Below are 18,634 nucleotides of genomic sequence, written 5' to 3' on the forward strand. Positions count from 1 at the left end.
CGAAGAGCATGAGCACCGAGAGCAGCAACATGACCCAACCCATCCGGTTTTTCCACCGCGGAAAAATCGTCGACGTCAGCGGCGTCCACCCCACGCGCTCCGTGCTCGACTGGCTGCGCGAGGACGCGCACTGCACCGGCACCAAGGAAGGCTGCAACGAAGGCGACTGCGGCGCCTGCACCGTGGTCATCGGCGAACTCGCCGAGGCCGGCGGCCTGAAGCTGCAGACCGTCAACGCCTGCATCCAGTTCTTGCCCACCCTGCACGGCAAGGCGCTCTTCACGGTCGAAGATCTCAAGGACCAGTGCCAGGCCCAGGCGGCCGGCGAGACCGAAGTGAAGGCCCAAGACAAGCGACCGCATCCCGTGCACCGCCTGCACCCGGTGCAGCAGGCCATGGTCGAATGCCACGGCTCGCAATGCGGCTTTTGCACTCCCGGCTTCGTCATGTCTCTGTGGTCCGCCTACGAGCACCACCAGGCCGAGGGCACCCAGCCCACCCGCCAGCAGCTGGCCGACGAGCTTTCGGGCAACCTGTGCCGCTGCACCGGCTACCGGCCGATTCTGGATGCCGGCCAGCGCATGTTCGACCTGCCGCAGGTGCGGCTCGATGCGCAGCCCGTGGTGGCCGCGCTCACGGCGCTGCAAGGGGATTCGCGCGGTGTGGGCCTCGACTACGCCGCGCCGCTCGGCGCCCGCATCGACCACTTTCATGCGCCCAGAACGCTCGCGCAGCTTGCGGCGCTGCGCGTGCAGAAGCCGGGGGCGCAGCTGCTCTCGGGCTCCACCGACGTCGGCCTGTGGGTCAACAAGCAGTTCCGCGACCTGGGCGACATCATCTACGTGGGCGACGTGGCTGAAATGAAGGTCGTCGAGGCGCGTGCCGAGGAGCTCTACATCGGCGCCGGCGCCTCGCTCGAATCCGCGTTCGAAGCCCTGGTGCAGCGCGTTCCCAGCCTGCAGGACGTGTGGCTGCGCTTCGCCTCGCCACCCATCCGCCATGCGGGCACCATGGGCGGCAACGTGGCCAACGGCTCGCCCATCGGCGATTCGCCGCCCGTGCTGATGTCGCTCGACGCGCAAATCGAACTGCGCCGCGGCGATGTGGTGCGCCGCATGCCGCTGCCCGATTTCTACATCGACTACATGAAGAACCAGCTGCAGCCGGGCGAGTTTGTGCAGGGGCTCGCGGTTCCCCTTGCGGCCATGCGCCGCCAGGTGCGCGCCTACAAGATCAGCAAGCGCTTCGACTGCGACATCTCTGCGCTGTGCGCCGGTTTTGCGGTGGAGCTGGAAGAGGGCGGCGACACGGTGAAGGCCGTGCGCCTCGCCTTCGGCGGCATGGCCGCCACGGTGAAGCGGGCCGTCCAGGCTGAAGCCGCACTCGTGGGCAAGCCCTGGACGCAGGCCAGCGTGAACGCCGCCAAGCTTGCGCTCGCGCAAGACTTCAAGCCGCTGTCCGACATGCGCGCTTCGGCCGACTACCGGCTGCAGGTGGCGCAGAACCTCATTCAGCGCCTCTGGCTCGAAACCCGCGCCGACGACGCACTCTCGCTCGAAGAGACCAGCGTCTGGAACGTGATGCCCCATGCCGCAGCCAAAGCAGCGGCGGAAGGAGTCTGACCATGAACAAGCCCATCGACGCCCGCCTGCTGCAGCCCGCCGAGCCTTTTGCCGACTACCTGAAGAACACCGCCGCGCGCATCGACCCCGCGGCCGAAGCGGTGGCGCACGAACTCGGCGCGCGAGTCGGCATCAGCCGCCCGCACGAATCGGCGCACCTGCATGTGGCCGGCGAGGCCACCTACATCGACGACATTCCCGAGATTGCCGGCACGCTGCATTGCGCGCTGGGCCTGTCGCCCGCAGCGAACGGCCGGGTGACGGCGCTGTCGCTCGACGCCATCCGCGCCATGCCGGGCGTGGTGTCGGTGCTGACCGCCGACGACATTCCGGGCACCAACGACTGCGGCTCGATCGTGCACGACGACCCGATATTGCTTTCGCTTAAGGACGGCGGCCAGATCCGCTACCTGGGCCAGCCGGTGTTCGCGGTAATCGCCGAAAGCCGCGATGCCGCCCGGCGCGCAGCCGCAAAGGCAAAAGACGCTATCGCACTCGAGGTGGAGCCGCCCGTGCTCACGCCGCAAGATGCGCATGCGCGTGGCCAGTACGTGGTGCCGCCAATGCACATCGTGCGCAGCGGCGGCGCGGCCAATGAAGGCGACGAGGCGGCGGTGCGCGCGGCCATTGCCGCGGCGCCGCATCGCCACAAGGCCACGCTCGACGTGGGCGGGCAAGAGCAGTTCTATCTCGAAGGCCAGATCAGCTACGCCATTCCGAAGGAGGGCGGCGCGCTGCACATTCATTGCTCCACGCAGCACCCGAGCGAGATGCAGCACCTGGTGGCGCATGCGCTGCACCTGCAGTCGAACGAAGTGCACGTCGAATGCCGGCGCATGGGCGGCGGCTTCGGCGGCAAGGAGTCGCAATCGGCGCTCTTCGCATGCGTGGCCGCGGTGGCGGCCAGCAAGCTGCGCCGCCCGGTCAAGCTCAGGCTCGACCGCGACGACGACTTCATGATCACCGGTCGTCGCCATTGCTTCTGGTACGAGTACGAAGTGGGCTACGACAACGAGGGCCGCATCCTCGGCGCGGAGGTCACCATGGTCTCGCGCGCCGGGCACTCGGCAGACCTTTCGGGGCCCGTGATGACGCGCGCGCTGTGCCACTTCGACAACGCCTACTGGCTGCCCAACGTGGCGATGCATGGCTTTTCGGGCAAGACCAACACGCAGAGCAACACGGCCTTTCGCGGCTTTGGCGGTCCGCAAGGTGCGATTGCCATCGAGAACATCCTCGATTCGGTCGCGCGCGAGCTGAAAAAAGACCCGCTCGACGTTCGGCGGGTCAATTTCTACGGCAAGGCGGAGAACAACGTCACACCGTATCGCCAGACCGTGACCGACAACATCGTGCACGAACTGGTGGCCGAGCTTGAAACGAGCAGCGACTACCGTGCGCGGCGCGAAGAGATTGCCGTGTTCAACCAGAAGAGCGTGGTGCTCAAGCGCGGCCTGGCGCTTGCGCCGCTCAAGTTCGGTATTTCGTTCAACGTGAAGCACTTCAACCAGGCCGGTGCGCTGGTGCATGTGTACACCGACGGCTCCATTCTCGTGAACCACGGCGGAACCGAGATGGGGCAGGGCCTCAACACCAAGGTGGCGCAGGTGGTGGCGCACGAGCTGGGCGTGAGCTTCGAGCGCGTGCGCGTTACCGCGACCGACACGACCAAGGTGGCCAACACCTCGGCCACTGCCGCATCGACCGGGGCCGACCTGAACGGCAAGGCCGCACAAGACGCGGCCCGGCAGATTCGCGAGCGGCTGGCGCAAAGCGCTGCCGAGCGCCATGGCGGCAAAGCAAGCGAAGTGCGTTTTGCCAACGACAAGGTCGAGGTCAACGGTCGCACGCTGGCCTTCAGCACCGTGGTGGGCGAGGCGTATCTCGACCGCAAGCAGCTGTGGTCCGACGGCTTCTACGCCACCCCTGGCCTCAGCTGGGACAAGGAAAAGATGCAGGGCCGCCCGTTCTACTACTACGCCTACGGCGCGGCGGTGAGCGAAGTGGTCGTCGACACGCTCACCGGCGAATGGAAGCTGCTGCGTGCAGACATCCTGCACGACGCGGGCAAGTCGCTGAACCCCGCGGTCGATATCGGGCAGGTAGAAGGTGCCTTCATCCAGGGCATGGGCTGGCTCACCACCGAAGAGCTGGTGTGGCACCCGCAGAGCGGCAAGCTCACTACGCACGCCCCCAGCACCTACAAGATTCCGACGGCCAACGACTGCCCACCCATCTTCAACGTGCGCCTGTTCGAAGGCCAGAATTTCGAAGATTCCATCCACCGCAGCAAGGCCGTGGGCGAACCGCCGCTGCTGCTGCCGTTTTCGGTGTTCTTCGCCATCCGCGATGCAGTGTCTGCCGCGGGCGGCCACAGGGTCGATCCGCCGCTGAAGGCGCCGGCCACGAGCGAATCGATTCTTCGCGCCATCACGGCCGTCCAGTCCGCATAGCCACTCGTAGACTTTGGCGCATGTCCAAAGTCATTCCAATGCCCTACGCCCTCGTCCTCTTCGCGAAACACCGCGGAACCGGCTTTGCCGGGACGCGGCTGCGGCCCGCCGCCGGGAGGCCAAGCCATGCGTGACCAGGCGCTGTTCGACAAGATCGACCTGCACCTCATCCGGGTGCTGCATACCGTCCTGACCGACCGCAGCGTTTCGCGCGCCGCCATTCGCCTGGGCATGTACCAGCCGGCCGTCTCGGCTGCGCTGAAGCGCCTGCGCGAACTCTCGGGCGACCCGCTCCTGGTGCGATCGGGCTCTGGCATGGTGCCGACGGATGCAGGGCTGCGCATGATCGAGCCCGCAGCGAGCATCTTGCGCGCGGCCGAGATGCTGTTCTCCGATGCGCGCGGCTTCGAGCCGCAATCGGCGGCCACCACCTTCCGCATTGCGGCCAGCGACTACATGGACCCGCTGTTCCTGCCGATGCTGGTGGCGCACGTCAAGCGCGAAGCGCCGCTCTGCCAGATAGAGATCCATGCGCTCACGCCCGATTCGGACTACCACGGGCACCTTGCGCTCGGGCAGGTCGACCTGGTGATCGGCAACTGGCTCAAGCCGCCAGAAGACCTGCACATGGCGCGGCTCTTCGGCGACGAGGTGGTGTCGCTGGTCAACCAGGACCACCCGGCCGTGCGCCGCGGCTGGGACCTGGAAACCTGGCTGGCGGCCGAGCACATTGCGCCCACGCCCATGCACCCCGGGGGGCGCGGCATCATCGACCAGATGCTCGACGAACTGGGCAGGCAGCGCAACATCACGGCGCGTTGCGCGCACTTCAGCCTCATTCCGGACATGGTGGCCTCGAGCCTCCTGGTGCTTACCACCGGCCGCCAGTATTGCGAGCGCTTTGCCGCGCGGCTGCCGGTCAAGATTCTCGATTGCCCGGTGGCGCTGCCGCGCCTCATGTACTACCAGCTCTGGCACGAGCGCACCCATTCGTCGAGCTCCGCGCGCTGGCTGCGCGAATGCATCAAGGACGTTGCCGCCTCGCTGCGGCCGGCCTTCACCACCGCGGCCCAGCGGGCTGTTGCGGCGGAAGCTCCCGATCCGCCCTGACGAATGCTTCGGCCGCGCCGGCGTCGCGGCCGGGGCGACGATGAACGAACCGCCAAATACAACAGCTGGAGACAAGCGACATGAACAGGTTTGAAGAGGTGCCCAAGGTCACCGATCCCCGCGCCTCGGGGACAGCCGCGCACAGCGCGCCGCACAACGCGAGCTGGCTTGAGCGCGTGTTCAAGCTCACCGAGCACAACACCACAGTGCGCACCGAAGTCATCGCAGGGCTCACCACCTTCCTGACGATGGCCTACATCATCTTCGTGAACCCGTCGATCCTCGGCGACGCGGGCATGCCCAAGGGTGCGGTGTTCGTGGCCACATGCCTGATCGCAGCGCTAGGCACGCTGATCATGGGCCTGTATGCCAACTACCCGATTGCCATGGCGCCCGGCATGGGCCTGAACGCCTACTTTGCCTACGTGGTGGTGCTGGGCATGGGCTATACATGGCAAGTCGCGCTGGGCGCGGTGTTCATCTCGGGGACGCTGTTTTTGGTTGTCACCGTCACCGGATTGCGGGAGCTGTTCATACAGGGCATACCGCAGTCGCTGCGAACGGCAATCACGGTGGGCATCGGCATGTTCCTCGCGCTCATCGCGCTCAAGAGTGCCGGTGTGGTGGCCGCCTCGCCAGCCACCTTCGTCACGCTGGGCGACCTGCATTCGGCACCGGTGGTGCTGGCCACGCTGGGTTTCCTGGTGATCGTGGCGCTCGACCGGCTCAAGGTGCGCGGCGCCATTCTCATCGGCATCATGCTGGTGACGGTGCTGTCGTTCTTCTTCGGCGGCAACAAGTTCCATGGCGTGTTCGACGCACCGCCCTCGATTGCGCCCACTTTCATGCAACTGGACATCATGGGTGCACTGAAGGGCGGCATTTTGAACGTGGTGCTGGTGTTCTTCCTGGTCGAAATGTTCGACGCCACCGGCACGCTGATGGGCGTGGCCAAGCGCGCGGGCCTCCTGGTGCCCGGCAAGATGGAGCGCATGAACAAGGCGCTCCTGGCCGACAGCGGCGCCATTTTTGCGGGCTCGCTGCTCGGCACCTCGAGCACCACGGCCTATGTGGAAAGCGCGGCCGGCGTGCAGGCGGGCGGCCGCACCGGCCTCACGGCAGTGGTGGTGGCGGCGCTGTTCCTCGCCTGCCTGATGATCTCGCCGCTGGCGGGCTCGGTGCCGGCCTATGCCACCGCGCCGGCGCTGCTGTTCGTGGGCTGCCTCATGCTGCGCGACCTGGTCGAGCTCGACTGGGAAGACACCACCGAGGTGATTCCGGCGGCGGTGACCGCGCTGGCCATGCCTTTCACCTACTCGATTGCCAACGGCCTGGCCTTCGGCTTCATCACCTACGCGGTGCTCAAGCTCTTTACCGGGCGGGCACGGGAAGTGCATGCAATGGTCTGGGTGATCGCAGCGATTTTCCTGTTCAAGTTCGCCTACATCGGCGGACACTGAGCAAAGCGCCGTCGGGCGCCGATGGATGCGGGGACGCTATTAAACTCATAGCTGCCCCGCTTGTTGCTGTTGAACGAGACAAACCCACGAAACCCGGCATGACAACCCCCAGACTTCAGCTTGCGAACATCACCAAGCGCTACCCTGCGGTGGTGGCGAACAGCGACATCTCGCTGGCCGTGGCGCCAGGCGAAATCCACGCCGTGCTCGGCGAAAACGGCGCGGGCAAGTCGACGTTGATGAAAATCATCTACGGCTCGGTCAAGCCCGACGAAGGCACCGTGGTCTTCGACGGCCAGGCCGTCAACCTGCGCAACCCGCAGCAGGCGAGGGCGCTGGGCATCAGCATGGTGTTCCAGCACTTCAGCCTGTTCGACACGCTCACCGTGGCCGAAAACGTGTGGCTGGGCCTGGACAAGTCTCTGCAGCTGGCCGAAGTGGCCCGCAGCATCACGGCCAAGGCGAGCGAATACGGGCTCGACATCGATCCTTCGCGCCCCGTGCACACGCTCTCGGTGGGCGAGATGCAGCGGGTGGAAATCATCCGCGCACTGCTCACCAACCCCAAGCTGCTGATCCTGGACGAACCCACTTCGGTGCTCACGCCGCAGGCGGTCATCAAGCTGTTCACGGTGCTCAACAAGCTGGCCTCCGAAGGCTGCAGCATTCTCTACATCAGCCACAAGCTGCACGAGATCCGCGAGCTGTGCACGGCGTGCACAGTGCTGCGCGGCGGCAAGGTTACGGGCGTGTGCAACCCGCAGAACGAAAGCAACGAGTCGCTCTCGCGCCTGATGATCGGCAGCGAGCCGCCGCCGCTCAAGCACAGGCCGGTGCATGCGGGCGCGGTGGCCCTGCGCGTCGACACACTGAATCTTGCGCGTGAAGACCAGTTCGGCGTCGACCTCGACGGCATTTCGTTCGAGGTGCGCGCCGGCGAGGTGGTCGGCATTGCGGGCGTGTCCGGCAACGGCCAGAAGGAACTGCTCTACGCGCTATCGGGCGAAGACGTGCGCGCCGAGCCCGCGATGGTGCGGGTGTTCGACAAGCCGGCCGGCCGCCTCCGGCCCCGCGCACGGCGCACGCTCGGCCTGCACTTCGTGCCCGAGGAGCGGCTGGGCCGCGGTGCGGTGCCTACGCTCGGCCTTGCGCACAACCTCTTGCTCACGCGCGGCAACGCAGTGGGCAAGGGCGGCTGGATACGCACCTCGGCGCTCGAAAAGCATGCCCGCGGCATCATCGAGCGCTTCAACGTAAAGGCCGGCGGGCCGAATGCTGCGGCGAGGTCGCTTTCTGGCGGCAACCTGCAAAAGTTCATCGTCGGCCGCGAGATCGATGCCAACCCCAAGCTCTTCATCGTCGCGCAGCCCACCTGGGGTGTGGACGTGGGCGCCGCCGCACTCATTCGCAGCGAAATCCTGGCGTTGCGCGATGCGGGCTGCGCCGTGCTGGTGGTGAGTGAAGAACTCGACGAACTGTTCGACATCAGCGACCGGCTGCATGTAATTGCCAAGGGCCGGCTCTCGCCCTCGATCGACCGCGCAGCCGCCACGCTGCCGCAGATCGGCGAGTGGATGAGCGGCCTTTGGGACAAGAAGAACAACAACAAGGAGGCGGCCCATGCTTAAGCTCGCACCCCGCCCGGAGCTTTCGCGCTTCTGGACCTTCGCCTCGCCGATCCTGGCGCTGCTGATTACCGTGCTGATCGGCGTGGCGCTTTTCGCCGCCTTGGGCAAAGACCCGGTCAAGGGCCTGCTGGTGTTCTTCTACGAACCCATCAAGAGCGGCTACGCCATCGGCGAGCTCACCATCAAGGCAACGCCGCTGCTCATCATCGCGCTCGGCCTGGCGGTGTGCTTTCGCTCCAATGTGTGGAACATCGGTGCCGAGGGCCAGTTCGTGTTCGGCGCCATTGCCGCGGGCGGCGTTGCGCTCATGGCCGACAAGACCACTGGCTCGTGGATCGTGGGGGCCATTCTTGTTGCGGGCACCCTTGGCGGAATGGTGTGGGCCGGCATCGTGGCGTTCTTGCGCGACAAGTTCAACGCCAACGAAATCCTGGTGAGCCTGATGCTGGTGTACGTGGCCACGCTGCTGCTCGGCTACATGGTTTTCGGCCCCTGGAAAGATCCGCAGGGCTACAACTTTCCGCAGTCCAAGACCTTCGAGGCCGTGACGCAGATCCCGCGGCTTTTCAAGGGCTCGCGCGTGAGCATCGGCCTGATCATCGCGCTGCTCGGCGTGGGCGCGCTGTGGGTGTTTCTCTTTCGCACCCGCGCAGGCTTTGCGCAGCAGGTGGGTGGGCTTGCGCCGGCCGCGGCGCGCTATGCGGGCTTCTCGGCCCGGCGCGCAATCTGGGTCGCGCTGCTCACCTCGGGCGGCGCGGCAGGCCTGGCAGGTGCCCTCGAAGTGGCCGGCCCCCTCGGCCAGCTCACGCCCTATGTGCCGGCAGGCTACGGGTTCGCGGCCATCATCGTGGCCTTCGTCGGCCGGCTGCATCCCGTGGGCATGGTGTTCTCGGCCATCCTCATGAGCATGTTCTACATCGGCGGCGAGCTTGCGCAATCGCGCCTCGGCCTGCCCAAGTCGCTCACCGGCGTGTTTCAGGGCCTCTTGCTCTTCACGCTCCTGGCCTGCGACACGCTCATTGCCTACCGCATCCGCCGCAAGGCAGCCGCCAAGGCCGCTACCCACACCACGAGCTCGCTGCAAGCCAGCACGCCGCTCACGGCCCCGCCCGCGCGGTCGACCGAAGGAGCCCTCTGACATGGACAGCTACGCACTCCTGCTGGGTTCCACCCTCAGCGCCGGCACCGTGCTCGCCATCGCGGCACTGGGCCTTCTGATCAACGAGAAAGCCGGCATCGTCAACCTGGGCGCCGAGGGCATGATGCTCTGCGCCGCAATCGCCGGCTTTGCAACCGTGGTCATCACGCACAACCCGTGGCTCGGTTTCCTGGCCGGCATGGCGGCTGGCGCCTTGCTTGCAGCGTTCTTCGGTGTGCTGGTGATCTGGCTCAACACCAACCAGTACGCCACCGGGCTCGCCCTCAGCCTCTTCGGCGTCGGCTTCTCCGCTTTTGCGGGCATCAACTTCGTGCAAGCAAAGCTGCCCGAAAGCGTGTCGTACGCCATACCGGTGCTCAGCGACATTCCGCTCGTCGGGCCCGCGCTGTTCCGGCACCACCCCATGGTGTATTTCGCGGTCATCCTGACCTTCGGCCTGGTCTGGTTCCTGTACCGCACCCGCGCCGGCCTGGTGCTGCGCTCGGTGGGCGAGTCGCCCGAATCGGCGCATGCGCTCGGCTACCCGGTGCGGCGCATCCGCTTCATGGCGGTGATTGCGGGCGGCGCGCTGTGCGGGCTGGCGGGTGCATACCTCTCGACCGTCTACACCCCGCTGTGGGTCGAAGGCATGGTCGCGGGCCGCGGCTGGATCGCGCTGGCGCTTACCACCTTTGCCACCTGGCGGCCCATTCGCGTGCTCCTGGGGGCCTACCTCTTCGGCGGCGTCTCGATGCTGGGCTTTCATCTGCAGAGCAGCGGTGTCGACGTGCCGCCGCAGTTTCTCAGCATGCTGCAGTACATCGCGCCCATCGTCGTATTGGCGCTCATTTCGCGCAACCCGGCGTTCATTCGCATCAACATGCCGGCATCCATCGGAAAGCCGTTCTACCCCGGCTCATAATCTCGTTTTTTCGTGTTCCGCCAACCTGTCCTTTTTGAGGATTTCCGACAATGAATGATCTGAACAAGCGCTCTTCCCTGCTCAAGCTCGCCGCCCTCACCGCGGTGGCTTCGGCAGCCCTGATCGGCTGCGGCAAGAAAGAAGAGGCGGCCGCACCCGCTGCAGCCCCCGCGCCAGCCCCGGCGCCCGCTGCCGCCGCACCGGCCCCGGCCGCGCCGCTCAACATCGCATTCGCATACATCGGCCCGGTGGGAGACGGCGGCTGGACCTTCGCACACGACAACGGCCGCAAGGCGCTCGAAAAGGAATTCGGCGACAAGATCAAGACCACCTTCGTCGAGAGCGTGCCCGAAGGCGCCGACGCCGAACGTGTGTTCCGCGACATGGTCGGGCAAGGCAACAAGCTGATCTTCGGCACCACCTTCGGCTACATGGAGCCCATGCTCAAGGTGGCCGCCGACAGCAAAGAGGTGAAGTTCGAGCATGCCACCGGCTACAAGACCGCCGAGAACATGCGCACCTACGACAGCCGCACCTACGAAGGCGCCTACATGGCCGGCGTGATTGCCGGCGCCATGACCAAGACCAACACGCTCGGCGTGGTCGGCTCGGTGCCCATTCCAGAGGTGCTGCGCAACATCAACAGCTTTACGCTCGGCGCCCAGTCGGTCAACCCGAAGATCACCACCAAGGTGGTGTGGGTGAACGAATGGTTCAGCCCGCCCAAGGAAACCGAAGCCGCCACCGCCCTCATCAACGGCGGCGCCGACGTGCTGTTCCAGAACACCGACTCGCCGGCCGTGCTCAAGACCGCACAGGAAAAAGGCAAGCGCGCCTTCGGCTGGGATTCGGACATGACCGCCTACGGCCCCAAGGCCCACCTGGCCTCGGCCACCATCAACTGGGCGCCGTACTACATCAAGGCCACGCAAGATGCGCTCGACGGCAAGTGGGCTACCGGCCAAAGCTGGTGGGGTGTGAAGGAAGGCGCCATCGACATCGTCTCCATCGCTGAAGACGTGCCGGCCGAAACCAAGGCCAAGGTCGAAGAAGTGAAGAAGGGCCTGAAGGACGGCAGCTTCGTGATCTGGAAGGGCCCGATCCTCGGCCAGGACGGCAAGGAAGTGGTTGCCAAGGATGCAGTGGCCGACGACAAGTTTCTCTCTGGCGTGAACTTCTACGTCAAGGGCGTCGAAGGCAAGGTGCCGGGCGGCGACAAGAAGTAATCGCTTCTTCGACTTGCATCTCAGAAAAGGCTGCCTCCGGGCGGCCTTTTTTTGTTTTTGCGCGGCTGAAGATTAGCTTGGGCAGCCGCTCGCCGGTGCGGGGTACTCCATCTCCAGAACGACCCACTCGCGCCGGGACGCCCCGTAGCGCTCGCCGATCTCGCACAGCGTGCGGTCCAGTTGCTGCGCGGGCTTGAGAGCCGCTGAAAGCGGCAAGGGTGTTGCCGCCCTATCGCTGGAGGTGCGGGCCATGAGCACGAGCCCGCTGCGCAGCGTTACCGGGCCCGAAGCAGACACCGCTTCTACGCTTGTGCGGCCGGTGCGCGACCACGCATCGGCCACCAGCGCCAGCGCGATGTCGTCGGTGCCGTGCTGCACGTCGATGCTCCGGCGTTCGTGGCGCCAGAACGCCGCCTTGTTGAGCAGGAAACTTGCCCTGCGGCCGGTGTCCAGATAGAACGGAGAGCTGTCGTGCGCGGGGCTCCACGATGCAACTCCGAGTTCGGCGGCGAGTGTTTTCGCCTTTGCCTGCCCGCCAATCGCTTCGACCAGCGCGAGCATCGTCGGCACCGAGGCGGTAATGCCCGTGGTCGTGGCCACGCCGCGGTCCATCACGTAGCGCTGGTGCGGCACGTAGGTAGCGCCCGCGTGGCGCTCGAGCAACGTGCCGCGGTCATACCAGTGGCCCGCAAATCGCCGCCCGTCAAGCAACCCTGCCTGGCCGACGACGCGCGCGCCGGAACACACACCGATCACGCGCGCACCCCGCACCGCCTGCCGCTTCAGCCAGGCGGCAACCGCGGGGTTGTCGTCGGTGATCATCGCGGGCACGATCACGTAGTCGGCGCCCGAGGGATGAAGCCGGTCGAAGCTCGCAAAGTCCTGCGCACCGTCGATCTCCAGCGCGGGATACAGGCTTACCCGTCCACTCCGCGGCGCCACGATCCGAACCTCGGCCACATCCGCACGCCGGAGCACCGCATGCGGCAGCAGCAGGTCGGTCATTTCGGTGCCTTCGTTCAAGGCGAGCACGGCAACCACGGGCCTGCCCGCGCGAGTGGGCTTGAGCGCATCGACAAAGGCCTGCTGCCCGCGCTCCCACATGGCCGCGTCGGCCGGTGGCGGCGGCAACGGGGTGGCGCTTACGCAAGCTGTTACTGCCAGCACGGCCAGCGTTGTAATACTTGCCTCTGCCAGCACTCGTAGTAACCTAAACATGCCGTCCCTCGATGACCGTGATGTCTTGAGCCTACGAATACCCACCCCCACCCACAAGGACGAAGAAGCCGCGGTTTCTGCCAGCAATGTGGTGCTTGTCGCGTTCGACGGCGTAGAGGCGATCGATATCGCCGGCCCGGCCAGCGTGTTCAGCAAGGCCGAGCTGCTTCGCCCCGGCAGCTACCGCCTGCGCATCGCGTCGCCTTCGGGCGGCAACGTGCTGACGAACGGAGGCCTGAGCTTTGCCGGAACTTGCAACCTGCGGCAATTGCCCACTTCAATCGACACGCTGGTCATTGCAGGTGGCGATGAGCCAGGCGTGCGCGCAGCCATCGTCGAACAGGGCATCGGCGCATGGATTGCAGAGATTGCGCCCGGCATACGCCGCGTTGCCAGCGTATGCAGCGGGGCGTTCGCGCTTGCTGCCGCCGGCCTGCTCGATGGGCGGGAGGCCACCACGCATTGGCGCGCCTGCGACCAGCTGCAAGCGCTGCGGCCGCAGGTGCGGGTGCAGCGCGAACGCATCTACGTGCGCGACGGGCCGGTGTGGACATCGGCCGGCGTCACCACCGGCATCGAGCTTGCGCTCGCGCTGGTCGAGGACGACCTGGGCCATGCCGTGTCGATGGAGATTGCCCGCACGCTGGCGCTGCCCATGCTGCGCGGCGCCGAGCAGCCGCAGCTGAGCCAGGCGCTCGAGGCGCAGGCCTCGGCCAGCCATCGGCTGCGCGAGCTCGTCGCATGGATCGGTACGCACCCGCAGGACGATCTTTCTGTGGAGGCGCTGGCCGATCGTGTGCAGATGAGCCCGAGAAATTTCGCGCGTGCCTTTGCTGCCGAGACCGGCCGCACACCGGCGCGCTTTGTTGAACACATTCGCGTGGCAGCCGCCGCGCAATTGCTGCGCCAGACTCAGTGGCCGCAAGACCGTATCGCAAGCCGCAGCGGCTTCGGGTCGGTGGATGCACTGCAGCGTGCATTCGCGCGGCAGCACGGCCTCACGCCGCAAGCCTATCGCACCCATGACCAAACTTGACGCTACCGCCCTCGCGCTGATCGACGACTGCGCCCGGGCTTCGACCCAGCTCCTGGAGCGCAACCTCACACCGCACGGCATTCTGGCCGCCAGCCCTACGGAGGCTGCGGTGGCGCGGCGCTACACGCGCATCTTCGGGCGCGACGCCGCGATTTGCGTGATGGCAATGTGCGGCAGCGGCGTGCCCGCGCTTGAGAAAGGCGCGGTCGCCAGCCTCGATGCACTGGCGGCGCAGCAGGCGGCCAACGGGCAGATTCCCAAATACGTCGACCCCGAAGGCCTCGACGCCGACTTCTGGTACCTGGGCTGCATCGACGCCACGCTGTGGTGGCTGATTGCGGTGGACCACGTGCGCCGCCACGGCCAGGTGGGTGCCGCGCACTGGGGCAGCGAGGTGGAGCGCGCCATTGGCTGGCTGCTGGCGCAGGAGCACCAGCACTTTCGGCTGCTGCAGCAGAACGAGGCCAGCGACTGGGCCGACATCATGCCCCGCTCGGGCTACGTGCTGTACACCAACGCGCTCTGGTACGACGTGAAGCGCCGCTTCGCGCTGGAGCACGCCGAAGCCACCGAGCACCACTTCAATCACCTGTTCAACCCCTTCCAGCAAGACCTGCCCGAATACCACCGCGCGCGCTTGCTTCGCCATTACGCGCGACGCGGCCGGGACGACCCGGGCCTGTATCTCAGCTTCGTCAATCTTTCGTTCGTGGGCAACGAGGGCGATGTGTTCGGCAACGTGCTGGCCATACAGAGCGGGCTGGCCGACGCTTCCATGGCGCGCCGCATCGTCAAGACCATTGCGGCGGCGCGTGCCTGCGATCCCTACCCGGTACGCGTGGTGCTGCATCCGCTCACGCGGGAGCATGCGCTGTGGCGGCCATACATGGCCCGCCACCAGCAGAACGTGGTGCACCAGTATCACAACGGCGGCATTTGGCCCTTTGTGGGCGGCTTCTGGGTGATGGCGCTTGCACACATGGGCCTGCATGACCAGGCCTGGCCCGAGCTTGCGCGCCTGGCGCATGTGAACCAGCTCGGCGACTGGCGCTTTACCGAGTGGTTCCACGGCCGCACCCTGGTGCCGATGGGCATGGCCGGGCAAAGCTGGAACGCCGCTACCTTCCTGCTTGCGCACCGGGCGCTGCAGGGCGGAGAGGCGGCCTGGTAGCTCAGACCGTGAGAACGACCTTGCCGACGTGGCCCGCGCGCTCGAGATACTGGTGCGCTTGCACCACATCGTCGAGCGCAAAGCTGCGGTCGATGCGCATCTGCAAGGCGCCGCTGGCAAGGCCCTCGTCGACGAAGCACAGCGCGCGGCCGAACGCGCCTTCGTCGCGCGGCAGGCCCATGGTGGGCGAGCCGATGAACTCCAGCACCGTGTAGACATGGAAGCGCCAGCTCTTGCGAAACTGCGCGAGGGCCGGGTACCTGAGCTCGGCTCCGCCGGAGAGCCCGTACAGCACGTACCAGCCGCGCTGCGCGACTGCATCGCCCAGCCGCTCCAGCTGCGCACCACCCACGCCGTCGTACACCAGGTCGACGCCGCGGCCGTCAGTCAGCGCCAGCACACGTCGGGCCACGTCTTCGTCTTGCGTTACCACCACGTGCGCCGCACCCGCATCGAAGAGCGCTTGTCGCTTGGCCGCCGTGCGGGTGGTTGCAATGGCAACGATGCCGGCCGCTCGCGCCATTTGCAGTGCCGCAATGCCTGTGCCCGATGAAGCGCCCGTGATGAGCATCGTCTGCCCGCGCTGCAGCCGCGCCATTTCGAACATGGGAAAGTAGCCCGTCAGGTAGGCCATGTAGGCGCCGGCAGCTTGCTCGGGCGAGAGCCTTTCAGGGTAGCGGACCACGTGCGTCGCTGGAAAAAGAATGCTTTCTCCGTAGGTAGGGTAGCGGCCCTGGTTGGCACCGGGCAAAACCGCAACGCGGTCGCCGATGGAGAAGCCGCCGACACCTGCGCCCACCGCGTCGACGACGCCGGCCGCCTCGTTGCCCAGGCTTGCCGGCAGGGTCGCGTCTTCGATGTACGAGTTCTGCCGCCAGAGCGCATCGGCCCAGTTAAGGCCAATTGCCTGCACCGCAATGCGAACCTCTCCGGCGCCGGGCTGTGGCGTTGCCACTTGCTCGAGCTTCAGCACCTCGGCACCGCCGAACTCGTGAAAGCGAACCATCTTGCTCATACAAAAACACTCCTTGAAAGAACGGGGGTTGCAACACCGGAGCAACCGGCCAGTCCAATCTAGTGGCCACTGGACAATCAAGGAAATCGATTCATACGATATTCGGTATGCACGCAATCGATAGCTTGAAAGCGCCTGGATGAAACCCATCGAACTCAGCCGAATCGACTTGAACCTGCTCACCGTGTTGGCAGCGCTCATGCGCGAGCGGCACGTGAGCCGCGCCGCCGAGCGCCTGAACCTGGGGCAACCCGCAGTGAGCCACGCGCTCGCAAGGCTGCGCGATCTCACGGGCGATCCGCTGCTCGTGCGCCAAGGGCGGGTCATGGAGCCGACCGAACGCGCGCTGGCGCTGATGCAAGGGCTAGGGCCGGCGCTCGAGCAGATCGAGGCAACCTTCCGCGCGCAGGCGGAGTTCGTGCCAGAGCGCGCCGCGCCGGTGTTTCGCATCGGGCTCACCGACGACCTGCAGATTGCCATGCTGCCGCGGCTGCTTCGGGCTCTCGGTGCCGAGGCGCCGCGCGCCAGGCTGGTTACGCTCACGGTCTGCTACCGCAACGCTGCGCAGCATCTGGACGACGGGCAGGTCAGCGCGGTGATGAGCTTCCTGAAAGACCTGCCCGCGGGTGCGAAGGTACGCAAGGTTCGTTCGGCGCGTTTTGCGCTGCTCCGCGCCGACACCGCCGCCGGAAGGCTCACGATGGACGACTACTGCCGCCGCCGGCATGTGCTCGTGACCTATGCGGGCGACCTCTGCGGCACTGTCGACGAAACCCTGCACAAGATCGGCAGGCAGCGCGACGTGGCCTTCTCGGTGCCGCAGTTCGGCAGCCTGCCCGCAGTGCTGGCCGGCACCGAGCTGCTGGCCACGGTGCCTGAACACGTGGCGCAGGCGCTGTCGGCGCAGGGCGGCCTTCGCTACGAGGCCCTGCCGTTCGAAAGCCCGAGCTACCAGATCAAGCTGGCCTGGCGCGCCGTGACCGACAAGGACTCGGCGGAGTCGTGGTTGCGCAAGGCCATGCTGCGGGCCTTCGGCGATTGAAGCAACGCCGATATGATCTGCGCCAAACTCACTGGGAGACCGGTATGCGTGCGCACCGCAAGACAAGCCTCCTGGCCAGCATGGCGGCGTCGCTGCTTCTTGCAGCCTTGCCGCTCGGTGCCGCGCCCGTGGACGAACCGGCCGTTTGGCCGACCGCCGGATGGGCGGCGACCACCCCCGAGGCGCAGGGCATGGATTCAGCCGCGGTCGCCAGGCTGGTCGATTTTGGCGCCGCAAACGCGATGGACAGCCTGCTTGTCACGCGCCACGGCAGGCTGGTTGCCGAGGCCTATTACGCGCCGTACCGCGCCAATCTCAAGCATGCGGTGAACTCCACCACCAAGGCCGTCGTCGGAACGCTCACCGGCATGGCTATCCAGGACGGGCTGCTCGCCTCGCGAGACCAGGCGGTGATCGACTTCTTTCCCGAGCGCACCATTGCAAATCTCGATGCTGCCAAGAAGACGATGACCATCGGGCACCTGCTCGACATGACCTCGGGCATCGACTGGAAGGAAAAGCTCGACAACTCGGTGCCCGAGACAGCCCTGCAGTTCGGACGCAGTCGCGACTGGCAGGGCTTTGTGCTTGACCGCCCGATGGCGCAGCCGCCCGGCAGCGGCTTCAACTACAACAGCGGCAACACGCACCTGTTGTCCGCCATTCTTGCCAGGAAAACAGGGGGCAGCACATTGGCCTATGCGCAGCGCAGGCTGTTCCAGCCGCTGGGCATCGGCGACGTACGCTGGCGCAAAGATCCGCAAGGCATCGAGACCGGCGGCTTCGGCCTTTACCTGTACCCGCGCGACATGGCGAAGATCGGCTATCTCTACTTGCGTAAGGGCCGATGGGAAGGGCGCCAGTTGCTGCCCGCCGCATGGGTCGACCAGGTGTTCAACGCCTCGGTGAACATGGAGTTTCGCGATGGGCCTGTGTTCCGGTATGCGAATGGCTGGTGGACCATTCCGGAAAAGCGCGCCTACATTGCCGCGGGCATGAACCGGCAGCTCATCATCGTGCTGCCCGAAATCGACGTGGTTGCGGTGGTGACCGGAAGGCGCAACTACCTGTTGCCTCCATTCATCGACATGATCACGGCCGCTGCCCGCTCCGCCGCGCCGCTGCCCGAAGACGGCACTGCCCAGGCCCTGCTGGCCGATCGCATTCGGGCTGCGTCCATTGAAAAGCAAGGCCCGGTGGCGCCCGCGCCCGACCTTGCGGCTGTAGTTTCCGGCAAGGTCTGGCAGTTCGACCGCAATGTTCTGGGCGTGAAGCGGCTGATGCTCGACTTGACCGCGGCCAGCCCAAGCTACCAGATACTCTTCGACAACGGACGCGCCGACGCCGAGCCTTTTACAGGGCCGCTGGGGCTCGACGGCTACTACCGCATCAGCGAGAAGGTGGCCGACGCGCCGGTTGCGGTAAGAGGCGAGTGGATCGAACCGCAGGCCTTTCGTATTTTTTCGCGCTCGCTGAGCGATGGCGATGTGTCGATGTATCTGCTGCGTTTCGATGGCGCCAAGCTGAACGTGGCGTTCGAGAACAACCGCGGCTTCAAGGCCCAGGTGCAAGGCCGGGCCGCGGACTAGCGGC

14 protein-coding genes are annotated in these 18,634 nt (G+C 66.2%); 12 read left to right on the forward strand and 2 right to left on the reverse strand.

The window, feature by feature from the left end:
* Positions 1–8 precede the first annotated feature (8 nt).
* From xdhA to J2X67_RS25600, 8 genes are all read left to right on the forward strand, one after another.
* On the forward strand, positions 9–1,622 hold the full coding sequence (xdhA, locus tag J2X67_RS25565; RefSeq protein WP_309957663.1) for a xanthine dehydrogenase small subunit: 1,614 nt from the start codon (positions 9–11) through the stop codon (positions 1,620–1,622).
* Positions 1,623–1,624: 2 nt separating this feature from the next.
* On the forward strand, positions 1,625–4,075 hold the full coding sequence (gene xdhB, locus J2X67_RS25570; protein WP_309957665.1) for a xanthine dehydrogenase molybdopterin binding subunit: 2,451 nt from the start codon (positions 1,625–1,627) through the stop codon (positions 4,073–4,075).
* Between the two features lie 126 nt (positions 4,076–4,201).
* A complete protein-coding gene (locus tag J2X67_RS25575) occupies positions 4,202–5,185 on the forward strand; it encodes a LysR family transcriptional regulator (protein ID WP_309957666.1) in 984 nt (327 codons plus the stop codon).
* Between the two features lie 80 nt (positions 5,186–5,265).
* Positions 5,266–6,645, forward strand: coding sequence for an NCS2 family permease (locus J2X67_RS25580; protein WP_309957667.1), 1,380 nt, complete (start codon positions 5,266–5,268; stop codon positions 6,643–6,645).
* A gap of 98 nt (positions 6,646–6,743) precedes the next feature.
* On the forward strand, positions 6,744–8,273 hold the full coding sequence (locus J2X67_RS25585; protein ID WP_309957668.1) for an ABC transporter ATP-binding protein: 1,530 nt from the start codon (positions 6,744–6,746) through the stop codon (positions 8,271–8,273).
* Positions 8,266–9,411, forward strand: coding sequence for an ABC transporter permease (locus J2X67_RS25590; protein ID WP_309957669.1), 1,146 nt, complete (start codon positions 8,266–8,268; stop codon positions 9,409–9,411). The genes J2X67_RS25585 and J2X67_RS25590 overlap by 8 nt, the downstream gene beginning before the upstream one ends.
* Position 9,412: 1 nt before the next feature.
* The gene (locus J2X67_RS25595) at positions 9,413–10,333 is read left to right on the forward strand and encodes an ABC transporter permease (protein WP_309957671.1); all 921 of its coding nucleotides are present in this window, start codon (positions 9,413–9,415) and stop codon (positions 10,331–10,333) included.
* Between the two features lie 50 nt (positions 10,334–10,383).
* Positions 10,384–11,559, forward strand: a complete 1,176-nt coding sequence (locus tag J2X67_RS25600; RefSeq protein ID WP_309957672.1) for a BMP family ABC transporter substrate-binding protein — start codon at positions 10,384–10,386, stop codon at positions 11,557–11,559.
* 72 nt (positions 11,560–11,631) lie between these two features.
* Here the strand turns inward: J2X67_RS25600 and J2X67_RS25605 are convergent, their stop codons facing one another.
* Positions 11,632–12,777: a DJ-1/PfpI family protein gene (locus tag J2X67_RS25605; protein WP_354328603.1), complete on the reverse strand. Its 1,146-nt coding sequence runs from the start codon at positions 12,775–12,777 to the stop codon at positions 11,632–11,634.
* 37 nt (positions 12,778–12,814) lie between these two features.
* On the opposite strand from J2X67_RS25605, the gene J2X67_RS25610 reads away from it, so the two are divergent.
* Both J2X67_RS25610 and J2X67_RS25615 read left to right on the forward strand, forming a co-directional pair.
* A complete protein-coding gene (locus tag J2X67_RS25610; protein WP_309957710.1) occupies positions 12,815–13,813 on the forward strand; it encodes a DJ-1/PfpI family protein in 999 nt (332 codons plus the stop codon).
* Positions 13,800–14,984 carry a glycoside hydrolase 100 family protein gene (locus J2X67_RS25615; protein WP_309957674.1) on the forward strand — a complete coding sequence of 395 codons (1,185 nt, stop codon included), beginning with the start codon at positions 13,800–13,802 and terminating at the stop codon, positions 14,982–14,984. The genes J2X67_RS25610 and J2X67_RS25615 overlap by 14 nt, the downstream gene beginning before the upstream one ends.
* A gap of 1 nt (position 14,985) precedes the next feature.
* Here J2X67_RS25615 and J2X67_RS25620 read toward each other — a convergent pair whose 3' ends face one another.
* Positions 14,986–15,999 carry a zinc-dependent alcohol dehydrogenase family protein gene (locus J2X67_RS25620; RefSeq protein WP_309957675.1) on the reverse strand — a complete coding sequence of 338 codons (1,014 nt, stop codon included), beginning with the start codon at positions 15,997–15,999 and terminating at the stop codon, positions 14,986–14,988.
* Positions 16,000–16,138: 139 nt separating this feature from the next.
* Here J2X67_RS25620 and J2X67_RS25625 point away from each other — a divergent pair, with 139 nt between their 5' ends.
* Both J2X67_RS25625 and J2X67_RS25630 read left to right on the forward strand, forming a co-directional pair.
* A complete protein-coding gene (locus J2X67_RS25625; RefSeq protein WP_309957676.1) occupies positions 16,139–17,041 on the forward strand; it encodes a LysR family transcriptional regulator in 903 nt (300 codons plus the stop codon).
* 44 nt (positions 17,042–17,085) lie between these two features.
* Positions 17,086–18,630: a serine hydrolase gene (locus J2X67_RS25630; protein WP_309957677.1), complete on the forward strand. Its 1,545-nt coding sequence runs from the start codon at positions 17,086–17,088 to the stop codon at positions 18,628–18,630.
* The last annotated feature ends 4 nt before the right edge of the window (positions 18,631–18,634 follow it).

Source organism: Variovorax sp. 3319 (genome assembly GCF_031456585.1).
GTDB classification, from domain to species: Bacteria; Pseudomonadota; Gammaproteobacteria; order Burkholderiales; family Burkholderiaceae_C; genus Variovorax; species Variovorax paradoxus_P.

Excerpts from the sequence above, each read along its gene's own strand:
- xdhB (WP_309957665.1), top strand. The coding sequence starts at position 1,625 with ATGAACAAGCCCATCGACGCCCGCCTGCTGCAGCCCGCCGAGCCTTTT.
- J2X67_RS25600 (WP_309957672.1), top strand. The coding sequence starts at position 10,384 with ATGAATGATCTGAACAAGCGCTCTTCCCTGCTCAAGCTCGCCGCCCTC.
- J2X67_RS25585 (WP_309957668.1), top strand. The coding sequence starts at position 6,744 with ATGACAACCCCCAGACTTCAGCTTGCGAACATCACCAAGCGCTACCCT.
- J2X67_RS25620 (WP_309957675.1), bottom strand. The coding sequence starts at position 15,999 with ATGAGCAAGATGGTTCGCTTTCACGAGTTCGGCGGTGCCGAGGTGCTG.
- J2X67_RS25605 (WP_354328603.1), bottom strand. The coding sequence starts at position 12,777 with ATGTTTAGGTTACTACGAGTGCTGGCAGAGGCAAGTATTACAACGCTG.
- J2X67_RS25630 (WP_309957677.1), top strand. The coding sequence starts at position 17,086 with ATGCGTGCGCACCGCAAGACAAGCCTCCTGGCCAGCATGGCGGCGTCG.
- J2X67_RS25580 (WP_309957667.1), top strand. The coding sequence starts at position 5,266 with ATGAACAGGTTTGAAGAGGTGCCCAAGGTCACCGATCCCCGCGCCTCG.
- J2X67_RS25615 (WP_309957674.1), top strand. The coding sequence starts at position 13,800 with ATGACCAAACTTGACGCTACCGCCCTCGCGCTGATCGACGACTGCGCC.
- J2X67_RS25575 (WP_309957666.1), top strand. The coding sequence starts at position 4,202 with ATGCGTGACCAGGCGCTGTTCGACAAGATCGACCTGCACCTCATCCGG.
- J2X67_RS25590 (WP_309957669.1), top strand. The coding sequence starts at position 8,266 with ATGCTTAAGCTCGCACCCCGCCCGGAGCTTTCGCGCTTCTGGACCTTC.
- J2X67_RS25625 (WP_309957676.1), top strand. The coding sequence starts at position 16,139 with ATGAAACCCATCGAACTCAGCCGAATCGACTTGAACCTGCTCACCGTG.
- J2X67_RS25595 (WP_309957671.1), top strand. The coding sequence starts at position 9,413 with ATGGACAGCTACGCACTCCTGCTGGGTTCCACCCTCAGCGCCGGCACC.
- xdhA (WP_309957663.1), top strand. The coding sequence starts at position 9 with ATGAGCACCGAGAGCAGCAACATGACCCAACCCATCCGGTTTTTCCAC.